This is a genomic window from Pseudomonas sp., from assembly GCF_049653025.1.
GTDB lineage: Bacteria > Pseudomonadota > Gammaproteobacteria > Pseudomonadales > Pseudomonadaceae > Aquipseudomonas.
Map to the genome: position 1 here is coordinate 141,554 of NZ_JBASFM010000017.1, position 23,520 is coordinate 165,073.

Consider the following 23,520-nt stretch of genomic DNA (forward strand, 5'->3'; position numbering starts at 1 on the left):
TGTTTTAGCCGCGCACGCCACTTAAGAGCACGAAATGCACGGCTTCTGATTGAAAACAATGTGCTGGTTTTCGCACTCTGCATAAGATTTTTTTCTTATAGGCCTTGTAACAATTTTTTCTTAGCTACGCTGAAAAGTGTTCTTAGCTGTGATGTTACACGCTGAGGCAGTTTTAGCAGGCAGACGAGCCATTTTTTTGGCGACTGGATTTAGATAATCTTATAAGGAGAGTTACCAGATGCGCGCACTCAACCCTTTATGGAGCAGTATTGTGCTGGCAGCGGTCTGTACCCAGGCACAAGGCATTACGTTGTCGGAGGCGATCCAAAGCACATTGGATAACCATCCAGAAGTTCATGCTGGGGCCAACAGCCGTCTTTCATCGGATGAAGACGTAAAGATTGCTAAAGGTGGCTACCTGCCAACAGTCGATCTGCTGATGGGGTATGGCCGGGAAAACACCGACAGCCCAAGTACACGAGCGCTAGGCGACCACAACACCGAAACACTCACATACGGCACCTCTGAGCTGCGCCTGCGCCAGATGGTCTTCGACGGATTCAATACCCCCAACGAAGTAGCGCGCACCAAGGCTGTAGTGAACTCACGGGCTTACCGCCTGCTCGGCACCTCTGAGAGCCTGGCGTTGCGCAGCGTCGAGGTGTACTTGGATGTGTTGAAACGCCGCGAAATGGTCGAACTGGCGAAGAACAACCTGCAAGCTCACCAACGCATTCATGACCAGATCAGCTTGCGTAGCCAACAAGGCGTTGGCAGCACCGCCGACCTGGATCAGTCTGAAGCCCGCTTGGCCCTTGCCGAAAACAACCTTTATACCGAGCAAGTAAACCTGGCCGATGCCGAAGCCAACTTTTTTAGTGCCATCGGGCGGATGCCTGATGAACTGGAGTCACCGGCCTCATTGAAAGGCACGTTGCCAGAGAACCTTGCAGATGCCCGGCAAACCGTACTCGACAACAACCCCTACCTGAAATCGGCCCAGTCGGACGTGCAAGCTGCCGAGAAACAATACGAGGTGGCTAAATCCTCGTTCTATCCGCGTGTTGACCTAGAGTTGGCGACCAACGCCGATGACAACACCCAGGGCGATGAAGGCCACAACAATGGCTGGCGCGCTGCCGTCGTGATGAACTACAACCTGTTCAACGGCATGCGTGACAAAGCCCGTCTGCAATCAACTGCCCATCAGATCAATGAATCGATGGACATTCGCAACAACGCCCTGCGCGTTCTCAACGAAAACCTCTCGTTGGCCTGGAACGCCATGGAAAACGCGCGCCTGCAAACCCCCAAAGCCCGTGACTACGCCGACTACACCGCGCGAGTTCGCGAGGCCTATCAACAGCAGTTCAGCCTGGGCCAACGCACCCTGCTCGACCTGTTGGACAGTGAGAACGAACTCTTCACGGCTAACCGCCGCTACAGCGAGGTCCGTTTCCTCGAAGAGTTCTCCATGTACCGAGTGACAACAGCTATGGGTGATTTGCTGCGTCAGCAGCAAGTGGTCGTACCGGCAGAAGCTGTAGCCCTCACCGAGGTGAAGAGCGAGGCCCGTCTGCCGGAAATGAAATAGAACCGGCATAAGGAGTAGTAGACCTTGACCACCATGGAACGGCCAGGGTCATCCAGCGATCCGCGTCTCAATCACGACGACCCGCTGCTTGATGGCTTGTTGATTCTCTGCAAACTCCACGGCTGCTCGGCCAGCCGTGGCAGCTTAAGCGCAGGCCTGCCCTTACCAGAACAGTGCCTGACCGCCGACTTGCTCCCCCGCGCTGCGGCGCGGGCGGGTTTGCAAGGCCGCTTGCTGCAGCGCGATTTAGCCAGCATCTCAACTCTCAACCTACCGGTGCTGCTGCTGTTGAAAAACGGCCGCAGCGCGGTCTTGCGTCAATGGGGGCCCAAAAACCAGGCGCAGATACTGCCGTGCGAAGCCGATGGCGGTGAGCAATGGGTAAGCCGTGAGCAACTGGCCGGCGAGTACAGCGGGCAAGCCTTCTTTGCCCGCCCTCGGCATGAACTGGAAGAAGCACGCTCGCCCCTGGTACCGCGCATTGAGGCTTGGTTTCGCGACACGCTTAAACTGTCACGTTGGCTCTATACCGACGCCATTCTCGCCAGCCTGCTGATCAATCTGCTGGGCTTGATGGTGCCGCTCTTTGTCATGCAGACCTATGACCGCGTAGTACCCAACCAGGCGACGTCTACCTTGTGGGTATTGGCAGTTGGTCTGTTTATCGGCATGGGCTTCGAGCTTTTGCTGAAAGTACTGCGTGCCCACTTGCTGGATACCGCCGGGAAGAAAACCGACGTAGTGCTCTCGGCCACCTTATTCGAACGCATTACTGGCATGTCGATGAAAGCGCGGCCAGCGACCATCGGTGGCTTTGCGCAAAGCATTCATGACTTCCAGGGACTGCGCGAGTTTCTCACGGCAGTAACCCTAACCAGCCTGATCGACCTGCCCTTCTCGTTTTTCATGATTGTCGTGATCTGGTTGATCGGCGGCTGGCTGGTGGTCATCCCTCTGCTGGCCTTTCCGCTTACCGCCCTCTTCGCCTTTATTATCCAGGCGCGTCTACGCGACACCGTGGAAAAAAGCCTGCAGCTGGCCTCCCAACGCCAAGCCTTGCTGATCGAAACCCTCGGCGGGCTGGAAACCCTGAAAGCCTGCAGCGCAGAAAGTGAACGCCAGCATCAATGGGAAAAAACCCACGGTGCCTTGACCCGCCTGGATGTCCACGCCCGCTCGCTGGCGGCCATTGCCACCAACGGCACCTTGTTCCTCCAGCAATTCGCTGGCATGGCCACCATCGTGGCCGGGGTCTACATCATTATTGCCGGCAAACTCAGCGTGGGGGCACTGGTCGCGTGTTACATGCTCGGCAGCCGAATCCTTGCGCCACTGGGGCAAATTGCTGGGCTTATCACCCGCTATCAACAAGCGCGCCTGACCATGACCAGCACTGATGCCCTGATGGCCCTGCCGCAGGAACGCCAAGCGAAGCAACGGCCACTGGATCGCACCCAGCTGCACGGTGCCCTGGATGCTCGTGAAGTCACCTTCAGCTATCCCGGGCAAAGCACCCCAGCCCTGACTAATGTCAGCCTGCGCCTGGCCGCTGGCGAGCGCATCGGCATCATTGGCCGCAGCGGTTCGGGTAAAAGTACCCTGGCACGCCTGGTCATGGCCTTCTACACCCCTGACAAGGGGCAAATACTGCTCGACAATCTGGATCTGCGTCAGCTCGATGTCGCCGACCTGCGTCACCAGATTGGATATGTGGCCCATGACCTGCCTCTGCTGTCCGGCAGCCTGCGCGACAACCTGACCCTGGGTGCACGCTATGTCAGCGACGCACGGATGCTTGAGGTAGCCGAACTGACTGGTGTCGTCGACCTTGCCAGGCAACACCCGCAAGGCTTTGATCGCCCGGTTGGCGAACGTGGCCAATTGCTTTCTGGCGGCCAACGTCAAGCGGTGCTTCTGGCCCGCGCCCTGCTGCTGGACCCGCCGATCCTGCTGTTGGATGAACCGACCAGCGCCATGGACAACACCAGCGAGGAAATCCTGCGCAACCGCCTGCAGACCTGGGCACAAGGCAAGACCATGCTCCTGATCACCCATCGCGCCTCCATGCTCAGCCTGGTTGACCGCCTGGTGGTACTGGATAACGGCCATATTGTTGCAGACGGCCCTAAAGAGGCGGTCATCGAAGCCCTTCGCAAAGGTCGAGTCGGCCCTGCGGCGGTCTAGGAAATGTCATGCAAATGAGCCACTCGATTCGCGACTACTTCGCCAGCATGCGCCAGCGCAAGCAAGACACCGAGTTCATGCCCGAAGTTGACGGGGCCATCCTTGAGGATTCGCCTTGGTTCACCCGGATAACCGTCTGGGTTGTCAGCAGTTGCCTGCTGGTGGCGCTGATCTGGGCCAACTTTGCGGTACTTGAAGAAGTCACCACCGGTGAGGGTAAAGCCATTCCTTCAAGCAAGATTCAGGTAATCCAGAACCTGGAAGGCGGCATCGTCAGCGAAATCTTCGTGCGTGAAGGCCAGATAGTGGAAAAAGGCGCGGTGTTGCTGCGCCTGGATGACACTCGCTTTCTTTCTAACCGCGGCGAAGCCGAAGCCGACCGCCTGGCCCTGATCGCCCGGGTCGAGCGCTTGACCGCTGAAGCAGAAGGCCGGCCAATCAATATGCCAGCGGACATCCTGCGTCTCGCCCCGCAACTGGCAGAGGATGAATTGGCGCTGTATCAGTCCAGGCAGAATCGCCTGCAAAGCGAACAACGTACCCTCGGTGAACAACTGCGACAGAAGACCCAGGAGCTTGCCGAGTTCCGCGCCAAGTCCCAACAGTACCGCTCCAGCATGGGGCTGCTGCAGCAGGAGCTGAATATGTCGCAGCCCCTGGTAGCAACCGGAGCCATTTCCCAGGTTGAAATCCTCCGCCTGCGTCGCAGCCTGGTGGAAATCCGCGGTTCGCTGGATGCTACCAACCTGGCCATACCACGCGCCGAATCGGCGATGGATGAAATCAAAAGCAAGATAGAAGAATCGGAATTGATCTTTCGCTCTGATGCCTTCAAAGAGCTCAATGAAATACGTACCGAACTGCAGAAACTTACCGCCACCAGCGTCGCCATCGACGATCGGGTCAGCCGCACCACTGTGGCCTCTCCCGTGCGCGGGGTGATCAAACAGCTCAAGGTCAACACCATCGGCGGCGTCGTACAGCCGGGCAGCGACATGCTGGAAATCGTGCCTCTGGACGACAGCCTGCTGATCGAAGCCAAGGTGCGCCCACAGGATGTCGCCTTTCTGCACCCAGGGCAGAAAGCCATGGTCAAGTTCACCGCCTACGACTACACCATCTACGGCGGCCTCAAGGCCAAGCTGGAGCTGATCAGCGCCGACACCATCACCGACGAGGAAGGCAATAGCTTCTATCTGATCCAGGTGCGTACCGACAAAAGCCACCTGGGCAATGAGGAGCACCCACTGCTGATCATTCCCGGCATGGTCGCCACAGTGGACATCATCACCGGTGAGAAAAGCGTGCTGGATTACCTGCTCAAACCCGTACTCAAGGCGCGCTCGGAAGCCATGCGGGAGCGCTAGAACGGCACAATGGCTACTCCGGCCTTACACCTGCCGCCCCGAGTCACCATGATTGCGTTGATAGGTCTGCTCGCCCATTGCCTCAATCTGCCCTTCGATCAACGCCTCAAACGGCCTGAGCAACGCATCAAAGCATGCCGGGGCCTCGACAATATTCAGCACGCTGACAATCGCCTCGATGGTCGATAACGCCCCTGGCATTGGTGCTTTGCGCAGCCGATAACGTGACTGCAAGCCATCTGGCAGTACCACCCGAGGAAGTGCAGCCAGAACCGGATTGAGGTGCAGCAGCTTACGCGCCTTACGCCAGGTGCCATCCGGAACCACCAGAAGCAGCGGCAAACCCGTTTGCGCTTGGGCAAATTGCGCAGCAGGCAATGCTGCATCGCCAGGGAACAATAGACAGGTCTGATACCCGGGCTGCTGCAAAAGCGCGGGTAACTCCTCGAACACCTCCCCCACCAGCAACTCGGCATTGCACAACCCGAGCGCCGCCAGACGTGCGGTGTTCAAGGCATGTTTGACCTCGCTGGGGTGCTGCAGAATCAGGATGCGACTCCGACTGGACAGCTGCGGAATAAGCGCACACAAACAGCGCTCGAACGGACGAGTACAACGTGGACATTGGGCGCGGGGCATCGACGGTATCTCCTCAGCCGCGCAGTTTGCCATAGCCAGCAGCAAGGCGTGCCTGAAGCGAACAGGCTCGAGTCGCCGGCGACCGAGCCTGGTTACAACGCGTCGGGAATCTAGCGGTTAAAGCGCTCCGCCAGGCTATGCAGATAATCCGCCATGTCCTCCAGCTCCTGGCCAATGGCAGCACCCTGATGGGCTTGCTCGGCACTGCGGTCGGAAAGCTGTGCAATCTGGGTTATCTGCCGGCTGATATCTTCCGCCACATGGCTTTGCTGCTCGGAGGCGGAAGCCATCTGCTGGCTCATCCCGGTAATCCGGCTGACCGCCTCGCTGATGCCATCCAGCGCAGTGCGCACCGATTCAACGCTTTCGACGCTCTGCTTGGAAATCGCCTCCCCCTTGCCTGCGGTGATCACCGCCCGCTCAGCGCCAGCACGTAACGATGAGATGATCTGGTGGATCTGCTCGGTTGACTCACGCGTGCGCGAGGCCAGTGAGCGCACCTCATCGGCCACCACCGCAAAACCGCGGCCCTGCTCACCAGCACGCGCCGCCTCGATCGCCGCATTGAGCGCGAGCAGGTTGGTCTGTTCGGCAATCGAGGTGATCACATCCGCCACGCTGCCGATGGATTGGGTCGAGTTGGCCAGGTCATTAACCGCCTGGCCAATATCCACCACGGCCTTGGCCATATGCTGCATGGAATCCAGGCTGCCGCTGGCCAACTGCAAGCCTTGCCTGGCCAGACGATCAGCCTCTTCAGCGGCATGCGAGGTGCTCTGCACGTTGTGCGTGACTTCCTGAATGGTTGCGGCCATCTGGTTGATCGCCGTAGCGGATTGATCGGTTTCACTGCGTTGCTGATCGAGCATTTTCGCACCTGATCGCGACAGATCAGCAGAACGGCTAGCGTGCTTCTTGACACTCGCCCCGGCATCTTCGATGCGGGTCAGGGCCGTCTGCAACCGCGCGTCCTCACTGATCATCGCCATATCGAGCAGCGCCTGCGCGCCACGGCTGTCGGTATAGGTCAGCGCAACCAGGGCACTGGTAAAGGCCTTGGGGTGCTCTGCGAGGGTCTGCCGAATCAGGTTGCGCTTGGCGTAAAGCTGATACGAACCCAGGCCAAACATCGTCGCGATGATAAAGCCCCACATCCAGGGGCCGCTGAGCAGGAAATGCGCACCGAGAATGGCCATGCCGGCCAGAATCAATGGCCACGACTGGATGATATCGAGCGTCCAGTACTCCAGCTTCGGCACCGGCGGTTTGCCTTCACGCAACCGGGTGTAGAGCTTTTCCGCCCGACGCTTTTGCGCTTCGTTCGGCAACGAACGCACCGATTCATAGCCGGCTACCCGGCCATTTTCATAGATAGGCGTGACATAGGCGCTGACCCAGTAGAAATCGCCGTTTTTCGAGCGATTCTTGACGATACCCATCCAGGGCTTGCCCTGTTTGATGGTTTCCCACATATGGCCAAAAACCCCTGGCGGCATATCGGGGTGGCGAACCAGGTTATGCGGTTGGCCAATCAGCTCTTCACGGGTGAAGCCACTGATCTCGACAAAGGCATCGTTGCAGTAGGTGATAAGGCTATTGAGATCGGTGGTAGAGATCAGGCGTTCATGCTCAGGGAAAGTTCTTTCCCGTTGAGTAATGGGGAGATTCTGGCGCATCGCGGCGTCCCTGTCTGAGCTGAGTTTTTGTTACTGCTGCTGTAGGTCTAGCACAGCCGTGCCAACGCGCGCGCAAATCCGCACAGTTTCTGTGCCTATAGCCGAACAGCAGGCAACCTGCGCAGACAGGCATGAAAAAATATTGGCTACAAACAGGGCCACTCAGCGATGTATCAGCATCGCGGCCAGCCCTGGTTTGAGTGCATCAGCGGCGACGATTTTTGCTCGGGTTGCCCGGCTTATCGTGGCGCACGGGGATGGGTTGCAGCTTTGGCCGTTCGCGTAGGCCAAGAGCAACCAGCAGATCATGTAAGGCATTTTGCAACTTGGCGTTCATGCAATCACCTCCTGCCAAGGACTTCGAGAAGGTGCCTGGGCACCTTCTTTGAGCCTAGTTCAGCCTGGCGAAAAACGCCGCGTGCTATAGCTCTGCGCAACGACGTACGGACATCAGAACAGCAGACTCAGCCCCGCATACAACGTGCGCCCTGGCCCAGGCTCAAAGTAACGGGCATTGCCATCGTTGCTGCGGACATTGTCGAAATACTCGCGATCGAGCAGGTTATCGATGCCCAGATAAGGCTCCAGGCTTTGCTGGGCGAACAGCAAACGCTTGCCCAAGCGCAGATTGACCACGGCATAGCCCGGCACGCTCACGCTGTTGCCATCGTTGACGTAGAAACCACTCAGTGCATTGACGCCAACGCGCACATAACCGCCCGCTCGCTCATATGCCAGCTCGCTGGAGAAGGTCTGCGACGGGATACCGGGCACACGCTGGCCGGAGTAATCAGCCTGCGCCGTACGGTACTGGCGAAAATGGTAGCGGTTATAGGCGTAGGCCGCCGACCAGCGCCAGGACTCGGCAAACTGCCAATCCAGACTCAGCTCCAGGCCCTGACGGCGTGACTCGCCGGCATTGCGATAGAAGTTACGACCAGGCTGAGCTGGCAGGCTGAACGCCAGCAGCTCGTCGTCGAGGTCGATCTGGTACAACGCCAGCTCATAACGCAGCGCGGGCCATTCACCTTTGAGGCCCAGCTCGCGGCTGAACGCCTGCGCCGGTTGCAACGCCGAGTTGAACCCGCCGCCCTGCGGGTTGGCCAACTCGTTGACCGTCGGTGTTTCGAATGAGCTGGCCAATCGCGCATAAGCCGATTGCCGAGGTGTCAGGCGGTAACTCAGGCCCGCGCTGTAATTCCAGTCGGCCAAATTACGCGAACCTGAGTCATCACGACCATCCGCCATATAGAAGTCATCCACCGCCAGACGCACCTGGTCGTAGCGGCCACCAAGCGTGGCCTGCCAGTTATCCGTCAGGCTGATCTGATCTTCGACAAACAATCCTTGGCTCAGCGCCGTTTCGTCCTGTTGCAAACGCAACGGGCCACGCGCACCGAGCAGGTTGTCGTAACGCCGGCGATCATCCTGCTGCGCCTCCAGATCGAAGCCGCCGGTGACTCGATGCGCCAGTCCAAACAGCTCGCGGTGATGGCTGTATTGCCCGCCCAGCCCGGCAAACTCCCGAGTAAAGGTGGTCTGGCCGGCCGTGGTAAAACCCAATCGATTGGCGAACTCGCGCTGCCCCAGATAACTGCGCAGCTGGTACTCGTCGGCCCCACCGGCATAGCCATCCCAGACCAGTGCCAGGCGTTGCTGGGTAATTTGTTCATCGGCATTGAAACGCAGGTTATTTCGCGCGGACTGACGACGATCGGCGTCGACCTCGGCAGCGGTAAGGCCGCCAGGGTCTTCGGCGCGATTATCGATGGCGTTGAAGTTCAAGCCCAGACGACCCGCTGCGCCGTACCAACGCAGCTTGCCGGTGAGGTTGTTGGTTTCACCACGGCCATGCTCGCGGTAACCCTCCAGGCTGCTGTGATTGAAGGCCAGCAAACCGCCGAGGTTGCCCTGGCTGCCACCAATTTCGCTACGTGCACGCTGGTAGCCAAGGCCGCCGGCACTCAGATCAAACAGTGAATAGGGCTCGCTCGGTGGCTCGCGGGTGGTAATCGCCAACACCCCGCCCGCCGCATTGCCATACAGCACCGCTGCCGGGCCGCGCAGCACCTCGATGCGCTCGACCAGCCCCAGATCCAGGCCATCCAGTTCGGTTTGCCCATCAGGCATGGTCAAGGGTGCGCCATCGACCAGCACCCGCAGCCCGCGCACGCCAAAAGTGCCACGTGCGCCGAACCCGCGAATGGCTGGGCGCAAGCCCTGGGCCAGGTTGTAGCGGTTCTGGCTGAACACCCCCGGCACCCGTACCAGCAGCGAGTCCAGCGCCAGACTCTGCTCGCCCGGAACGGCGCTGGCCTGCACCACGCTGACCGCCGCTGGCGTGTTCAGCCAACGCTCGCTGCTGCGTGGAGAGGTGATCAACAGCGGTGCCAGCTCAACCGCTGATGCCGCCTCAACAGCCGGCGACAGCACACTGATGGCTATCAGGCCGCAACCCGCAAGCCTGCGAAGCAGCGGCAGGCGCACGCCGCTCAATATTCCTTGTCGGCCTGATCCTTGCGCCGATAGGGGAACACGTCGATCACCTTGCCGGCGCGAATCGCCTCCTGCAGGCTTTTCCAGTAATCGGCGTCATACAGGTCGCCATGCAGCTCGCTGAACAGCTTGCGCTGCTTGATATCGGCAAACAGGAACGGCGGGAATTCTTCGGGGAACACATCCAGCGGGGCCACCGAGTACCAGGGCTCCGAGGACATTTCATCCTCCGGGTAGCGCGGCGGTGGAATGCGGCGGAAATTCGCCTCGGTCAGGTAGCAGATCTCGTCATAGTCGTAGAACACCACACGGCCGTGGCGGGTCACGCCGAAGTTCTTCAGCAGCATGTCGCCGGGGAAGATATTCGCCGCCGCCAGTTGCTTGATCGCCAGGCCATAATCCTCCAAGGCCTCACGCACCTGGGCGTCGCTGGCGCTTTCGACATACAGGTTGAGCGGGGTCATGCGCCGCTCAGTCCAGCAGTGACGCACCAACACCGTGTCGCCATTGACCTCGACGGTGGACGGCGCAACCTCCAGCAACTCGGCCAGGCACTCGGGCTCGAATTTGCTGACCGGGAAGCGGAAATCGGCGAACTCCTGGGTATCAGCCATGCGCCCTACCCGGTCGACGGTTTTCACCAGGCGGTACTTTTCGATCACCGTGGCGCGGTCGACGTTCTTCGACGGCGAAAAGCGGTCCTTGATGATCTTGAACACGGTGTTGAAGCCCGGCAGGGTGAACACGCTCATCACCATGCCGCGCACGCCCGGGGCCATGATGAACTTGTCATCGGTGGTGGCCAGGTGATTGATCAGCGCGCGGTAGAACTCCGACTTGCCGTGCTTGTAGAAACCGATCGAGGTGTACAGCTCGGCAATGTGCTTGCCCGGCAGAATGCGCCTGAGGAAGCCGACGAACTCCGCCGGGTAGCCAACCCGCACCATGAAATAGGAACGGGTGAAGGAGAAGATGATCGACACCTCCGCCTCGTCGGTGATCAGCGCATCGATCTGGATGCCCTGCTCCTCGCGGTGCAGCAGCGGAATCACCAGCGGCCATTGCTCGTCACGGGTGTAGATGCGCCCAACCAGGTATGCGCCCTTGTTGCGGTACAGGCGCGAGGCAAACAGCTCGATGCGCAAATCCGGGTCCTTGCACACCCAGTCCGGCAAGTTGGCGTGCAACTGTTTGAGCAGGCGTGCAAGGTCACGCTCGAGGTTTTCATAGCCGACTTCGAAGCTGAAATCCTCGAAGACCTGGCGTAACGCCTGCTCGACATCGCCCTTTGGCTCATACACCCGGGTCTGCGGCGCACGCTCGTTGACCCGCAGCGCCGGGCGCGTAGTGTGGATAAACATGCAGCCATCGTTGATCTGGTCGTGGCTGAACAGGCCGCAGAAGATCGAGTTGAACCAGGTTTCCGCCAGCTCGTCGTCATAACGCAGGTCGATCAGGGCGATATAGGCCGACTTGACCAGGGGCCACTGCGCCACCTCCAGCAATACCTCATCGCTATAGGCCTTGCGCAGACGCGCCCCGACTTCGCTGACGAATTCTTCATAGAGGGCGATACGTGCCGCCGCGGCCTGCTGGATTTCCTGCCACTGCGCCTGTTCGAAGCGCACCCGCGCCCCATTGGTGATCTGGCGGAACTGCTCACGATAGTCGTCGAAGCCATCGAGAATAAGCTGGGCGATAGCGCCGGCGGGCCATTGCTGTGGCATAAAGCGAACCCCTAGAGAAGACATGCGGATAATCCGCCGAGCTTATCCAGTGGCCGCGCCAAGTAAAAGCCGGCAAATGGGTGAAAAAGCTTTATCTGCTGCGAAATATTGGCAAAAAGCAGTTTGAAAGCGCATTTCGATTTGCCTTGACCCAGCGCCCCGGCAACACTGCTCAGCCTGTTCAACTGCATATGGAGTGTGTCGTGCGCCTTGCTGATTTGTTGCGCCTGCTGCTGCTCGCTGCTATCTGGGGCGCGAGTTTTCTGTTTATGCGCATCGTCGCGCCGGTGCTGGGTAGCATGCCGACCGCGTTCTTTCGCGCCAGCCTGGGCATGCTCGGCCTGCTGGCCCTCCTGCTGCTGATGCGGGTGCGCTGGGACTTCACCGGCAAGCTCAAGCACTGCCTGATTCTCGGGGTGATCAACGCCGGCCTGCCCTCGGCCATGTACTGCATGGCCGCACTGGTGCTGCCAGCGGGTTATTCGGCGATTCTGAATGCCACCACACCGATGATGGGCGTGCTGATCGGCATGCTGTTCTTTGCCGAAGCCATGACCTGGAGCAAAGCCGCCGGTGTGGCCATCGGCCTGTTTGGCGTGGCGGTGCTGACCCGTACCGGCCCGGTGGAGTTTGATCTGAGCCTGCTCTGGGGCGCAGCCGCCTGCCTGGTGGCAACCGCCTGCTACGGCTTTGCCGGCTTTCTCACGCGCCGCTGGATCGGCCAGCAAGGCGGTCTGGATAACCGCCTGACAGCCTTCGCCAGCCTGTGTGGTGCCAGCCTGTTCCTGCTGCCGCTGTTCGCCGGAGCATTGGTTGTGCAACCGCCGGCCAGCTGGGGCGGGCTCGACGTCTGGCTGTCGCTGGCAGGGCTGGGGTTTATCTGCACCGCATTCGCCTACGTGCTGTATTTTCGCCTGCTCAGCGATATCGGCCCGATCAAGGCCAGCACCACCACCTTTCTGATTCCGCCGTTTGGCGTGCTGTGGGGCGCGCTGCTGCTGGACGAACCATTGTCCTGGGCCTACCTGTACGGTGGCGTGCTGATCGCCGTGGCGCTATGGCTGGTGGTGCGGCCGAGTAGCCCGGCCAAGGCTGCGGCCTGAGCGAACAGAAAACCAACACCTATAAAAAAGCCGCCCTTATGGGCGGCTTTTTTATGGCGGTACTTACTGCTGCAGTTCCTGCTCGGTAAACAGATCACTAAACAGCATGCTCGACAGGTAGCGCTCGCCCGAGTCCGGCAGGATCACCACGATGGTCTTGCCCTGCATGCCCGGCTCGGCGGCAATGCGCAGTGCCGCCGCCATGGCCGCACCGCAGGAGATACCACAGAGAATCCCCTCTTCACGCATCAGACGCAGGGCAATCGCCTTGGATTCGTCGTCGCTCACCAGCTCGACCCGATCGACCATGCTCAGGTCCAGGTTGCCCGGGACAAAGCCGGCACCGATGCCCTGGATCTTATGCGGGCTGGGTTTGACCTCATCACCGGCGATGGTCTGGCTGATCACCGGCGAGACGATCGGCTCGACCGCAACCGAGAGAATCGGCTTGCCCTGGGTCTGTTTGATATAGCGCGACACCCCGGTGATGGTGCCGCCGGTGCCGACGCCGGCGACCAGCACGTCGATCGCGCCGTCGGTGTCGTTCCAGATTTCCGGGCCGGTGGTCTTTTCATGGATCGCCGGGTTGGCCGGGTTATTGAATTGCTGCGGCATAAAGTAGGTACTGCTGTCGGAAGCGGCAATTTCCGCGGCCTTCTCGATGGCGCCCTTCATGCCCTTGGCCGGCTCGGTCAACACCAGTTCGGCACCCAGGGCCTTGAGCACCTTGCGCCGCTCTAGGCTCATCGACGCCGGCATGGTCAGCAGCAGCTTGTAACCGCGCGCCGCAGCGACGAAGGCCAGACCGATGCCGGTATTACCGGAAGTCGGCTCGACAATCGTCATGCCCGGCTTGAGCACGCCCCGCTCTTCCGCATCCCAGACCATATTCGCGCCGATCCGGCACTTCACCGAGTACGCTGGGTTACGCCCTTCGATCTTGGCCAGAATGGTCACACCCGCCGGGCCCAGGCGGTTGATCTGAACCAGCGGAGTGTTGCCGATGGCTTGTGCGTTGTCAGCGAAGATGCGGCTCATGACGATGTCCTTGTGCGTGGGTTGCCGAGAGTCCACCAGACTAAAACGCGCGCCAGCAGCCGTCCAGCACAGGGCGTGACCCGCTATTCAGTGACTGAATGGCCCGTCTGCGTTCACAGTCACCGGGGCTGCGCGTTATAGTCTGTTTTTTCAAATACTGAACCCGCGGGTATGGCCCTGCGCGTTACCGTTCGAGGATTTACCGATGAAGTTCGAAGGCACCCAGTCCTACGTCGCCACCGACGACCTCAAACTCGCGGTCAATGCCGCCATCACCCTGCAACGCCCCCTGCTGGTCAAGGGCGAGCCCGGCACCGGTAAAACCATGCTGGCCGAACAACTGGCCGAGTCCTTCGGCGCGCGTCTGATCACCTGGCACATCAAATCCACCACCAAGGCCCACCAGGGCCTGTACGAGTACGACGCAGTGAGCCGCCTGCGCGACTCGCAGCTGGACTCGGACAAGGTTCACGACGTTCGCAACTACATCAAGAAAGGCAAGCTGTGGGAGGCCTTCGAGTCCGAGGAGCGGGTCATCCTGCTGATCGACGAGATCGACAAGGCCGATATCGAGTTCCCCAACGACCTGTTGCAGGAACTCGACAAGATGGAGTTCTACGTTTACGAGACCGACGAGACGATCAAGGCGAAAAAACGCCCGATCATCATCATCACCTCGAACAACGAAAAAGAACTGCCGGACGCCTTCCTGCGCCGCTGCTTCTTCCACTACATCGCCTTCCCGGATCGCGCGACCCTGCAGAAGATCGTCGATGTGCACTACCCCAACATCAAGAAGGACCTGGTCGCCGAGGCGCTGGATGTGTTCTTCGACGTGCGCAAGGTCCCGGGCCTGAAGAAGAAGCCGTCCACCAGCGAACTGGTCGACTGGCTCAAGCTGCTGATGGCCGACAATATCGGCGAAGCGGTGCTACGCGAACGCGACCCAACCAAGGCCATCCCGCCGCTGGCCGGGGCCCTGGTGAAGAACGAGCAGGACGTGCAGCTGCTTGAGCGCCTGGCCTTTATGAGCCGCCGCGCCAGCCGCTGAAGCGGGCTGCCGAACGGGAGGGAAATCAATGCACAGCGGCAGTTGCCTTTGCGCTGCAGTGAAATACCGCATCGATGCGCCTATCGAGTCGGCGACTCATTGCCATTGTTCGATGTGCCGCAAAGCCCATGGCGCGGCATTCGCCACTTACGGCAACGTGCGGCGCAGGGATTTCCACTTCACCCAAGGCGAGGAATCACTGGGCGTCTACCAGTCCTCGCCGGGCGTGACGCGGACTTTTTGCCAGCACTGTGGTTCGACCCTGCAGTGGTACAGCGAACAGCCCCACCCGAACTGGCTTTCAGTCGCGCTGGGCACGCTTGATACGCACGTAGGTGAAATCGCGCAGAAGCATATTTTTCCGGAATCGAAGGCCGACTGGTACGCCATCAACGATGGCCTGCCATTGGAGCGGCGCTCCTAGCGCCATAGTCAGTTGAATTCACGAGGGCGCAGCCATGCTGCTCAACCTGTTTAACGAAATGCGCGCCGCCAAGGTGCCGGTGTCGGTGCGTGAGCTGCTCGACCTGATCAACGCGTTGAAACACAACGTGGTGTTCGCCGATATGGACGAGTTCTACTTCCTCTCGCGCACCATCCTGGTCAAGGACGAGCGGCATTTCGACAAGTTCGACCGCGCGTTCGGCGCTTACTTCAAGGGCCTGGAAAACCTCAATCAGCACATCGAGGCGTTGATCCCCGATGAGTGGCTACGCAAGGAGTTCGAACGCTCGTTGACCGATGAAGAGCGCGCCAAGATCGAATCACTCGGCGGCCTGGACAAGCTGATCGAGGAGTTCAAGAAGCGCCTCGAAGAGCAGAAGGAACGCCACGAAGGCGGCAACAAGTGGATCGGCACCGGTGGTACCAGCCCGTTCGGCTCCGGCGGCTTCAACCCGGAAGGTATCCGCGTGGGTGACGCCGGCAAGCGCCAAGGCAAAGCGGTCAAGGTATGGGATCAGCGCGAGTACAAGAACCTCGACGATCAGGTCGAACTGGGTACGCGCAATATCAAAGTGGCCCTGCGCCGCCTGCGTAAGTTCGCCCGCCAGGGCGCGCAGGACGAGCTAGATCTGGACGGCACCATCGACCACACCGCCAAGGACGGCGGCCTGCTGAATATCCAGATGCGCCCGGAACGGCGCAACGCGGTCAAGCTGCTGATCCTGTTCGATATCGGCGGCTCGATGGACGCCCACGTCAAGGTCTGCGAGGAGCTGTTCAGCGCCTGCAAGACCGAGTTCAAGCACATGGAGTACTTCTACTTCCATAACTGCGTGTACGAGTCGGTGTGGAAGAACAACCTGCGCCGCACCTCCGAGCGCTTCTCCACCCAGGACCTGCTGCACAAGTACGGCGCGGACTACAAAGTGGTGTTCGTCGGCGACGCGGCCATGGCCCCCTACGAGATCACCCAGGCCGGCGGCAGCGTCGAGCACTGGAACGAGGAGCCGGGTTACGTCTGGATCAAGCGCTTTATGGAGAAGTACAAAAAGCTTATCTGGATCAACCCCTACCCCAAGGACACCTGGGGCTACACCGCCTCGACCAACATCATGCGCGAGCTGTTGGAGGAGCAGATGTACCCGCTGACGTTGCAAGGTCTGGAAGACGGCATGAAGTTTCTTTCCAAATAAGACCAACGGGCCCAGCAGGGCCCGTTATTCTTTGCGCCTTGCCTCGCGCCAGCTGGCGAGACCGTCAACCGCTTGTTGGGACTTCACCTGCCATGCCATGGAAATCCTGGTCAGCCGAACGCCTGGGCATCGCGCTGGCGTTGCTCGCCGCCTTCGGTTTTTCGTTCAAGGCGATTTTCGTCAAGCTGGCCTATACCGCCGCGCCAGTCGACGCGGTCACCCTGCTGACGCTGCGCATGAGCTTTGCCCTGCCTATCGCGCTGTGGGCCACGCTGTGGCTGTGCCGCGCTGCGCCACCGCTGACGCGCAGAGACTGGAGCCTGCTGATTGCGCTGGGGTTGCTGGGTTATTACGGGGCCAGCATCTTGGACTTCATTGGCCTGCAGTACATCTCGGCGGCACTTGAGCGCTTGATTCTGTTTATCTACCCGACCATAACCGTACTGATCGGCGTGCTGTTTATGGGTAAGCGCCTGGAGAAGCGCCAGGTTGCGGCGCTGCTGCTTACCTATGCCGGTATCGGCCTGGCGTTCGCCCACGACCTGCACGTGGCGGATGACCTGCATAGCGTGCTGATCGGTGCCGTCTTTATCTTCGGCTCGGCGCTGTGCTACGCGCTGTACAGTTCGGGGGCCGAGGTTGCCATTCACCGTATTGGCACCGTCCGCTTTGCCGCCTTGGCGATTATCGTCTCTACCTTCGCCACGCAGCTTCACTTCCTGGCCACTCAACCGCTTTCCGTGTTGAATCAGCCCACAGAGATCTACGCATACAGCGCGGCGATGGCGATTTTCTCCACGGTGCTGCCGGTGTTCTGGCAATCCGCGGCGCTGCGTCTTATTGGTTCGGCGCGTACCGTGCTGATTGGCACGCTGGGTCCGATCCTGACGATCTTCTTCGCCTGGGTGCTGCTGTCCGAACCGGTTTCGTTTGCGCAACTGGCGGGTGCCGGCCTGGTACTGGCCGGCGTGCTGCTCGTCTCGCGGCGCAAAAAGCTGCCCGCGCAGCCGCAGCCTGCCCCTGCGCAATGCGCTCCAGACGCCAAGCAGGAAGCATAAGCAATGACTAGCAGGCGGCCGGTTAGCGACCGACGCTCCGCGTAGCACACAAGCAAACGCCCCGAACCAGTCGGGGCGTTTGTTGTGAGGGTGCCGAACTAGCCTTGCACCAACGCCTTGGCCGCCAGCTCGCCGGTCTCCACCGCGCCATTGAGGAAGCCCCAGAACTCCTGCGAGCAGTGCTCACCGCAGAAGTGGATGCGGTTGCCGACGTCCTGCTGCCACTGCGCGCCCCAGAAGCGGGTGTAGTCACCCAGGGCCGGGGCGCTGTAACTGCCCTTGCTCCAGGGGTTGGCCGACCATTTGGAGACCAGCGCCTTGCCCTGATAGGCCGCGGTGGTGCCTGGGAATACCGGCTCGATCTGCGTCAGCAACTTGTTGATGTCCTTGGCGGCCGCTTGGGCGAATGGCTGGTTGCTGTGCAGAGCCTTCCCCTGGTGACCGCCCAGGTAGTTGCACAGCACACTGCCGGTGGTGGGCTTGCCCACCTGGGTGTCCCATACGGTGACGAAGCCATTGGCTCCGGAATAACTCACCCCTCCCATCTGCACCGGATGGCCGTCCACGTAATGCAGCGCATCCCAGGGGCGCGAGCCGCACTGGATATGGAGCTTGCCATTGCTGCCCAGGCGCAGCTCGTTGATCGCCAGCTGCTTGGCCGGGGAAAAGGTCGCCCGCACCTGCGGCGACAGCTCCACCTCGCGCAGCTTGCTGAAGGGCAAGGCCAGCACCAACTGGTCGCAGATATCGCTGGAGCCATCGCTGAAGGTACAGACGTAAGGCCCCATGGCGCTGCCGGAAATGGCCGTCAGCGCCTTGCTGGTGACCACACAACCCGCCGGCAACTGGTTGACCATGGCATAGGCCACTGCATCGTTGCCGCCGACGATGTGGTAGCGCTCGTCGGTACCTGCCATGGGCAAGGGCTCGGCGGCCGGGTTTGAGGCCATCAGGTAGATCATGTTCAGGCAGCTCTGCTGCTCCGGCGGCAGGCCATACTCGGAGATCAGGTTGCTCTGCATCAGCTGGCCGAAGCTACTGTTGGCACCGATACCGACCTGGTCCAGCCAGTCGCTGGCGCTGATCTGGTCGAGGCGCGCATGTTCGGCATTATGGCTGTTGTACATCGGCTGCCAGGGCGCGGCCTGCTGGGTACGTTTGAACAGCTGGTGGACTTCGCGCCAGTCAGCCTCGAGCTGTTCCTCGCGGTAGAACTGGTTGTTCAGGTAGTACAGCTCTTCGCCACCCGGCAAGGAGCCGCTGTTGACATCCTCCAGGCTCAGGCCCAATTGCTGCACCAGCTGGCGCAACTCGCGGTGCTCGGTGGAAACCAGCTCGCCACCACGCTCCACGGCCATGCCCTCGTCGAAGAAACCGCGGGTGGTGAAGGCGCGCCCGCCGATGCGCGTGCTCGCCTCGTAGACGGTGCAGGGATAGCCATACTGCTGCAGCCGGTGGGCACAGCGCAGGCCGGCCAGACCGGCACCGATGACAATGACCCGGCCCGGGTTACGGCCACCGCCATCCATGGCGGCCAGGGCCGGGCCCATGGCACCGAGCAGGCCGGCACTGGCGATACCGCCGCCAACGGTCTTGATAAAGTCGCGCCGACTGCGCTGCAGGGCAGCCTGCTGCTCTTGCTCGCGGTGCATGGCCAGCAGCTCGTCAGCGGGGATGCCAGTCAGCCCGGACTGGTTATGGGCCCATTGCAGGCGACTTAGCAGGCGGGCTAGCGGGGAGTTCGAGCGACGTGATTTACGACTCATGGGATGCTCCACTTTCAGGTTGGTTAAGTACCGCAGTGAATGTGCTTGCCTTTGGCTAGGGCGACGGCAATCCCACGAAACACCACTACCGACGGGCGCTAGCCGTTTTCTCCAGATACTTGAACAGCTAAAGAGAAACGCGTGTGCCGGGCCATGCGCGGGCCCGGCTAACTGCTGCACTGACTCGCGGTCAGCCGCTTATTGCTGATACCAACCCCAGGGCTTGGCGCTGTCGTAGCGGGTGATCTGCTTCACCTCGCGGTAGCTGTCGAAGCCCCACTGGCCAAGCTCGCGACCGATGCCGCTCTGCTTGTAACCGCCCCAGGGTGCCTCGTTGAAGGTGGGTTGCGAGCAGTTGATCCAGACGATGCCGGCACGCAGCCCACGCGCCACCCGTTCGGCGCGGGTGAGGTCCTGCGACATCACCGCGGCGGCCAGGCCGTACACCGAGTCGTTGGCCAGGCGCAGCGCCTCTTCCTCGCGGTCGAACGCACGCAGGCAGACCACCGGGCCGAAGATCTCCTCGCGCCACAGCGCGCTCGCGACCGGCACATCGGCGAAGATCGCCGGGGTCAGGTAATGGCCCTGTTCCAGGTGCGCGGGGCGCTGGCCGCCGTGCAACAGGCGCGCACCTTCCTGCTGACCGCTGGCGATGGCAGTCAGCACCTTGTCCAACTGGCCGCGGCTGACCAGTGGGCCGAGCTGCACACCCTCCTCCAGGCCCTGGCCGATGCGGATCTTGCGCGTTTGCTCGACCAGACGTTCGAGCAGCGCCGGATACAGCGCGCGCTCGACCAGCACGCGCGAGGTGGCCGAGCAGACCTGGCCCTGGTTCCAGAAGATGCCGAACATGATCCATTCCACCGCCGCGTCCAGGTCGCTGTCGGCGAAGACGATCAGGGGCGATTTACCGCCCAGCTCCAGGCTGAAGTTTTTGATCTCGCGGGAAGCGGCCTGCATGATCCGCCGCCCGGTCGGCACGCTGCCGGTAAAGGCCAGCTTGTCGATGCCCGAGTGCTCGGCCAGCGCTGCACCGGCCTCGCTGCCCAGACCGCTGAGCACATTCAGCACCCCGGCCGGCAGCCCGGCCTGATGGGCGATGCGCGCCAGTTCCAGGGCGCTCAAGGGCGTCAGCTCGGAGGGTTTGAGCACCAGGGTGCAGCCCGCCGCCAATGCCGGAGCGACCTTCCAGGCGGCCATCAGCAGGGGGAAGTTCCACGGGATGATGGCCCCCACCACGCCCACCGGCTCGCGCTCAACCCAGCAGCTAAAGCGCGGGTCAGGCACCTCTAGGCTCTGCCGCGGAGCGGCATCGGCGGCTTCGGCAAGGCCCGCGTAATAGTCGAAGCAGCCGGCGGCATCGGCGATGTCCCCCTGCGCCTCGGCCAGCGGTTTGCCGTTGTCGCGCACCTCGAGTATCGCCAGTTCGTCCTGGCGCGCGCGGATGCCCTCGGCGATGCGCCGCAGCACACTGGCCCGCTCGTGACCGGACAGGCGTGGCCAGTCGCCCTGATCGAAGGCCCGGCGCGCCGCAGCGACGGCCAATTCGACATCCTCGGCGCTGGCCGCCGCCACTTTGGCCAACAGGCTTTCGTCGCAGGGGTCGAAGCTGTTGAAGCAGCCCTGACGAACCGGCGCGAGCCATTGGCCATCGATATACAAGTGCTCGTAGTGGTACATGCGGTAAGTCTCCAGATACGGGTTTAGGCGTTAAGCGCCGGCGCTTCGCTATGGCTGCTGGGCAGCGTCTGCTGGCGCAGACGGCGCTGGAAGATCTGCTCCGCGGCATCCAGTTGCTCGCGGTCATTGACCCCGAGGATCTCCTCCTCGGCCACTTCCACGGCGACTACCGACAGGCCGGCGGCATTGGCCAGTTCGACCGCATCGGTGAGGTAGAACTCGCCTTGGGCATTGCTATTGCCGATGCGTTCCAGGAGCCACAGGCAGTGGTCGGCGCGAAAACCCATGACGCCGCCATTGCACAGGTTGATCTGCAGCTCCTCGGCGCTGGCGTCCTTGGCCTCGCGGATCGCCAGCAAGCGCCCGCCCTCGGTGAGCAGGCGCCCGTAAGGGCCGGGCTGCGCGCTGGTGAAACCGGCGACGGCCACCGCGGCACCATCGATCAGGGTCTGGCGCAGACGCTCAAGGGTATGCGCACCGATCAGCGGTGAATCGCCGAACAGCACCAGCACACAGCCTTGCTCATGCTTGAGCAGCGCCGGGCGCGCGGACAGCAGCGCATGGGCAGTGCCCAGACGCTGCTGCTGGATGAACTGCTGGGCAGCCGGCGCTGCCTGGCGGACGTACTCGGCCACGGCCGGCGTATCCGGGCCGACCACCACCGCCAGTTGCTCGATACCCGCCGCGTCGGCCGTAGCCAGCACATGGCCGAGCAGCGGACGGTTGCCTACCTGGTGCATCACCTTGGGCAGGCTGGAACGCATCCGCGTGCCCTGGCCGGCGGCGAGAATCACCGCCAGGGTGGGAAATGGAAGGCTGTTGCTCATAGATGCCTCTTGTTTCAAGGGGAAACACGGCGGTACGCATGGCACACGCCTGTTGCAGGGTGCTTCAAGCAGGCACAAGCCAGGCAGTAGCAGCCTGGCCGGCAGAAAATCAGGGATGCCCCGAGAACCCGAAAACACGGGTTCTCGGGGCGCTAGCGCCGTGCAGAATTAAAAAATCTCCAACGGGTATTCGGTACTGAAACGCACTTCGTCGTTGTCAGCGCCCGCGTTGATATTGGCGGCGCTGTTACCGCGATAGGTCGCCTGGCGCAGCTTGAACGCCAAGCCCTTGGCCGCCCCTTCCTGTACGACGTAGGCCACCTGGATATCGCGCTCCCACTCTTTGCCATCGACCACTCCGGCCTCCCAGGCATAGGCACCCAGTGGATCGGCACCGCTGCCATCCGAATCCTTGCCCATGACGTAACGCATCATAAAGCTCAGCCCCGGCACCCCCAGGCTGCTGGCATCGAGGTCATATTGCAGCTTGTAGGATTTCTCGCCCGGGGCGTTGAAGTCAGACCACTGCGAGGAGTTGGCCAGCCAGATTGAGCCGCCACCGTTGTAGGCACCCAGCGGGTTGGCACCGTTGACACCATTATCGGCACCGCTGAAGCCACTGATGCCCAGGTAGTCGAATGGCGTGTCGCCCTTGATGCGCTGATGGGCCAGGGTGAAGGTGTGCGCCCCGGTGGTCAGTGCCAAGGCCACGCTGAACGAATCGTTATTGATCTCGCCAGCGCGTGAATCGCCTGCGTCATCGGTCTTGTAGTAGTTGATGCTGGTCAGCAGCGAGGTGTCTTCGCCCAGCGCCCAGAAGTGGTAAAGGTCCGCATAGTACTGGTGCCATACATCTTCATAGTCGGACGCGTGCAGACCGCCCGACAGGCTCTCGCTGAAGGTGTAATCGCCACCGATATAGTCGGCGCGATCGACCCGGGTATAGCCATAGATGGTGCCCAGGTTACCGCTGCGGTTGGTGCTGTTCTCGTTGTTACCCGAGGTGAAGTGACCGCCCTGCAGCGCCAGATCCTTGATCTCGTTGCTGCTGAACATCACCCCATTGGTGTGGGCCGGCATCAGATAGCCGTCCCAGGTACCGAATACCGGGCTCTGCGGGTTGAGGTCGCCGGCTTTGATCTCGGTTTCCGAAATCCGCACTTTCAGCGCACCGCCCACCATGCCGTAGGCGTCCTGACCCTGGCAGCTGATCGTCTCGCCCAAGGCATTTTCAGCGCAATGGCTGTTATTGCTTGGCAAGATGCTGCTGCCGCCGGTGCCGCCACCGCCACTGAGACGCACCGCGCCATTGGCAAATGCGTCGAGGCCAAAACCGACGGTGCCCTGGGTATAACCCGAGGTGAAGGTCAGCATTTCCGCCTGGCCCCACTCATTGCGATAGTTCTGGCTGTCCGCGTCGGTGTTCCTGAAGTTCTTGTAGTACGCCATGTTGCGGCTCAGCAAGGTCAGGTGGCTGTCTTCGATAAAGCCCTTGGCCTGGGCCTGGCTGGAGCCCTCCATGCCTTGCGCCAACAGCTCGGGGCCTATGTCCTTGGAGTCATCGTTGGCCACTTCCGCGGCATAACCCAGCTGGGTCGTGGCCAGCGCGATGGCCAGGGCCAGCAGGCTGCACTTGTTCATTTGCATGATCTTGATTCCCTTTCTCTTGTTGTTATG

Annotated in this window: 17 protein-coding genes and 2 pseudogenes; 8 read left to right on the top strand and 11 right to left on the bottom strand. The window is 61.1% G+C overall.

The features are described 5' to 3' along the window. Positions 1-238: 238 nt before the first annotated feature. From WBK23_RS14570 to WBK23_RS14580, 3 genes are read left to right on the top strand one after another with little or no spacing between them, the layout of a single operon-like run. On the top strand, positions 239-1,594 hold the full coding sequence (locus tag WBK23_RS14570) for a TolC family outer membrane protein (RefSeq protein ID WP_424484652.1): 1,356 nt from the start codon (positions 239-241) through the stop codon (positions 1,592-1,594). Positions 1,595-1,627: 33 nt separating this feature from the next. Continuing rightward, positions 1,628-3,778: a type I secretion system permease/ATPase gene (locus WBK23_RS14575; RefSeq protein WP_424484777.1), complete on the top strand. Its 2,151-nt coding sequence runs from the start codon at positions 1,628-1,630 to the stop codon at positions 3,776-3,778. 8 nt (positions 3,779-3,786) lie between these two features. Further along, positions 3,787-5,145, top strand: coding sequence for an HlyD family type I secretion periplasmic adaptor subunit (locus WBK23_RS14580; protein ID WP_424484653.1), 1,359 nt, complete (start codon positions 3,787-3,789; stop codon positions 5,143-5,145). A gap of 24 nt (positions 5,146-5,169) precedes the next feature. Here the strand turns inward: WBK23_RS14580 and WBK23_RS14585 are convergent, their stop codons facing one another. The 6 genes and pseudogenes from WBK23_RS14585 to aceK all read right to left on the bottom strand — a co-directional run bounded on the left by WBK23_RS14585 (position 5,170) and on the right by aceK (position 11,683). After that, positions 5,170-5,784 (bottom strand): tRNA-uridine aminocarboxypropyltransferase, encoded by a 615-nt coding sequence (locus WBK23_RS14585; protein WP_424484654.1) that lies wholly within the window; start codon positions 5,782-5,784, stop codon positions 5,170-5,172. A gap of 110 nt (positions 5,785-5,894) precedes the next feature. Beyond that, positions 5,895-6,863: pseudogene (locus WBK23_RS14590) on the bottom strand (methyl-accepting chemotaxis protein); the annotation flags it as partial. Positions 6,864-7,178: 315 nt separating this feature from the next. After that, a pseudogene (locus tag WBK23_RS14595) lies at positions 7,179-7,460 on the bottom strand (PAS domain-containing protein); the annotation flags it as partial. A 205-nt stretch (positions 7,461-7,665) separates the two neighbouring features. Then, positions 7,666-7,797, bottom strand: a complete 132-nt coding sequence (locus WBK23_RS14600) for a PA1414 family protein (RefSeq protein ID WP_424484655.1) — start codon at positions 7,795-7,797, stop codon at positions 7,666-7,668. Between the two features lie 113 nt (positions 7,798-7,910). After that, the gene (locus tag WBK23_RS14605; protein ID WP_424484656.1) at positions 7,911-9,947 is read right to left on the bottom strand and encodes a TonB-dependent receptor family protein; all 2,037 of its coding nucleotides are present in this window, start codon (positions 9,945-9,947) and stop codon (positions 7,911-7,913) included. A 5-nt stretch (positions 9,948-9,952) separates the two neighbouring features. Further along, positions 9,953-11,683, bottom strand: a complete 1,731-nt coding sequence (gene aceK / locus WBK23_RS14610) for a bifunctional isocitrate dehydrogenase kinase/phosphatase (protein ID WP_424484778.1) — start codon at positions 11,681-11,683, stop codon at positions 9,953-9,955. 203 nt (positions 11,684-11,886) lie between these two features. Here aceK and WBK23_RS14615 point away from each other — a divergent pair, with 203 nt between their 5' ends. Continuing rightward, positions 11,887-12,786 carry a DMT family transporter gene (locus WBK23_RS14615; protein WP_424484657.1) on the top strand — a complete coding sequence of 300 codons (900 nt, stop codon included), beginning with the start codon at positions 11,887-11,889 and terminating at the stop codon, positions 12,784-12,786. Positions 12,787-12,849: 63 nt separating this feature from the next. Here WBK23_RS14615 and cysK read toward each other — a convergent pair whose 3' ends face one another. Then, positions 12,850-13,824, bottom strand: coding sequence for a cysteine synthase A (gene cysK / locus WBK23_RS14620; protein ID WP_424484658.1), 975 nt, complete (start codon positions 13,822-13,824; stop codon positions 12,850-12,852). Between the two features lie 205 nt (positions 13,825-14,029). Here cysK and WBK23_RS14625 point away from each other — a divergent pair, with 205 nt between their 5' ends. From WBK23_RS14625 to WBK23_RS14640, 4 genes are all read left to right on the top strand, one after another. Beyond that, the gene (locus tag WBK23_RS14625) at positions 14,030-14,875 is read left to right on the top strand and encodes an AAA family ATPase (protein WP_424484659.1); all 846 of its coding nucleotides are present in this window, start codon (positions 14,030-14,032) and stop codon (positions 14,873-14,875) included. 28 nt (positions 14,876-14,903) lie between these two features. Next, positions 14,904-15,299, top strand: a complete 396-nt coding sequence (locus WBK23_RS14630; protein WP_424484660.1) for a GFA family protein — start codon at positions 14,904-14,906, stop codon at positions 15,297-15,299. A 34-nt stretch (positions 15,300-15,333) separates the two neighbouring features. Then, positions 15,334-16,512: a vWA domain-containing protein gene (locus WBK23_RS14635; RefSeq protein ID WP_424484661.1), complete on the top strand. Its 1,179-nt coding sequence runs from the start codon at positions 15,334-15,336 to the stop codon at positions 16,510-16,512. 92 nt (positions 16,513-16,604) lie between these two features. Further along, positions 16,605-17,570, top strand: coding sequence for a DMT family transporter (locus tag WBK23_RS14640; RefSeq protein ID WP_424484662.1), 966 nt, complete (start codon positions 16,605-16,607; stop codon positions 17,568-17,570). 98 nt (positions 17,571-17,668) lie between these two features. Here WBK23_RS14640 and WBK23_RS14645 read toward each other — a convergent pair whose 3' ends face one another. From WBK23_RS14645 to WBK23_RS14660, 4 genes are all read right to left on the bottom strand, one after another. Continuing rightward, positions 17,669-19,336: a flavin monoamine oxidase family protein gene (locus tag WBK23_RS14645; RefSeq protein ID WP_424484663.1), complete on the bottom strand. Its 1,668-nt coding sequence runs from the start codon at positions 19,334-19,336 to the stop codon at positions 17,669-17,671. A gap of 198 nt (positions 19,337-19,534) precedes the next feature. After that, on the bottom strand, positions 19,535-21,016 hold the full coding sequence (locus tag WBK23_RS14650; RefSeq protein WP_424484664.1) for an aldehyde dehydrogenase family protein: 1,482 nt from the start codon (positions 21,014-21,016) through the stop codon (positions 19,535-19,537). Positions 21,017-21,039: 23 nt separating this feature from the next. After that, complete coding sequence (locus tag WBK23_RS14655; protein WP_424484665.1) at positions 21,040-21,843, bottom strand: NTP transferase domain-containing protein; 804 nt, start codon at positions 21,841-21,843, stop codon at positions 21,040-21,042. 168 nt (positions 21,844-22,011) lie between these two features. Next, positions 22,012-23,490 carry an OprD family porin gene (locus tag WBK23_RS14660; RefSeq protein ID WP_424484666.1) on the bottom strand — a complete coding sequence of 493 codons (1,479 nt, stop codon included), beginning with the start codon at positions 23,488-23,490 and terminating at the stop codon, positions 22,012-22,014. Positions 23,491-23,520 lie beyond the last annotated feature (30 nt).

What these genes read in the sequence shown, in the direction of transcription:
- WBK23_RS14600 (WP_424484655.1), bottom strand. Translation starts at nt 7,797, where the DNA reads ATGAACGCCAAGTTGCAAAATGCCTTACATGATCTGCTGGTTGCTCTT.
- cysK (WP_424484658.1), bottom strand. Translation starts at nt 13,824, where the DNA reads ATGAGCCGCATCTTCGCTGACAACGCACAAGCCATCGGCAACACTCCG.
- WBK23_RS14645 (WP_424484663.1), bottom strand. Translation starts at nt 19,336, where the DNA reads ATGAGTCGTAAATCACGTCGCTCGAACTCCCCGCTAGCCCGCCTGCTA.
- WBK23_RS14580 (WP_424484653.1), top strand. Translation starts at nt 3,787, where the DNA reads ATGCAAATGAGCCACTCGATTCGCGACTACTTCGCCAGCATGCGCCAG.
- WBK23_RS14660 (WP_424484666.1), bottom strand. Translation starts at nt 23,490, where the DNA reads ATGCAAATGAACAAGTGCAGCCTGCTGGCCCTGGCCATCGCGCTGGCC.
- WBK23_RS14650 (WP_424484664.1), bottom strand. Translation starts at nt 21,016, where the DNA reads ATGTACCACTACGAGCACTTGTATATCGATGGCCAATGGCTCGCGCCG.
- WBK23_RS14625 (WP_424484659.1), top strand. Translation starts at nt 14,030, where the DNA reads ATGAAGTTCGAAGGCACCCAGTCCTACGTCGCCACCGACGACCTCAAA.
- WBK23_RS14570 (WP_424484652.1), top strand. Translation starts at nt 239, where the DNA reads ATGCGCGCACTCAACCCTTTATGGAGCAGTATTGTGCTGGCAGCGGTC.
- WBK23_RS14575 (WP_424484777.1), top strand. Translation starts at nt 1,628, where the DNA reads ATGGAACGGCCAGGGTCATCCAGCGATCCGCGTCTCAATCACGACGAC.
- WBK23_RS14630 (WP_424484660.1), top strand. Translation starts at nt 14,904, where the DNA reads ATGCACAGCGGCAGTTGCCTTTGCGCTGCAGTGAAATACCGCATCGAT.
- WBK23_RS14655 (WP_424484665.1), bottom strand. Translation starts at nt 21,843, where the DNA reads ATGAGCAACAGCCTTCCATTTCCCACCCTGGCGGTGATTCTCGCCGCC.
- aceK (WP_424484778.1), bottom strand. Translation starts at nt 11,683, where the DNA reads ATGCCACAGCAATGGCCCGCCGGCGCTATCGCCCAGCTTATTCTCGAT.
- WBK23_RS14585 (WP_424484654.1), bottom strand. Translation starts at nt 5,784, where the DNA reads ATGCCCCGCGCCCAATGTCCACGTTGTACTCGTCCGTTCGAGCGCTGT.
- WBK23_RS14640 (WP_424484662.1), top strand. Translation starts at nt 16,605, where the DNA reads ATGCCATGGAAATCCTGGTCAGCCGAACGCCTGGGCATCGCGCTGGCG.
- WBK23_RS14635 (WP_424484661.1), top strand. Translation starts at nt 15,334, where the DNA reads ATGCTGCTCAACCTGTTTAACGAAATGCGCGCCGCCAAGGTGCCGGTG.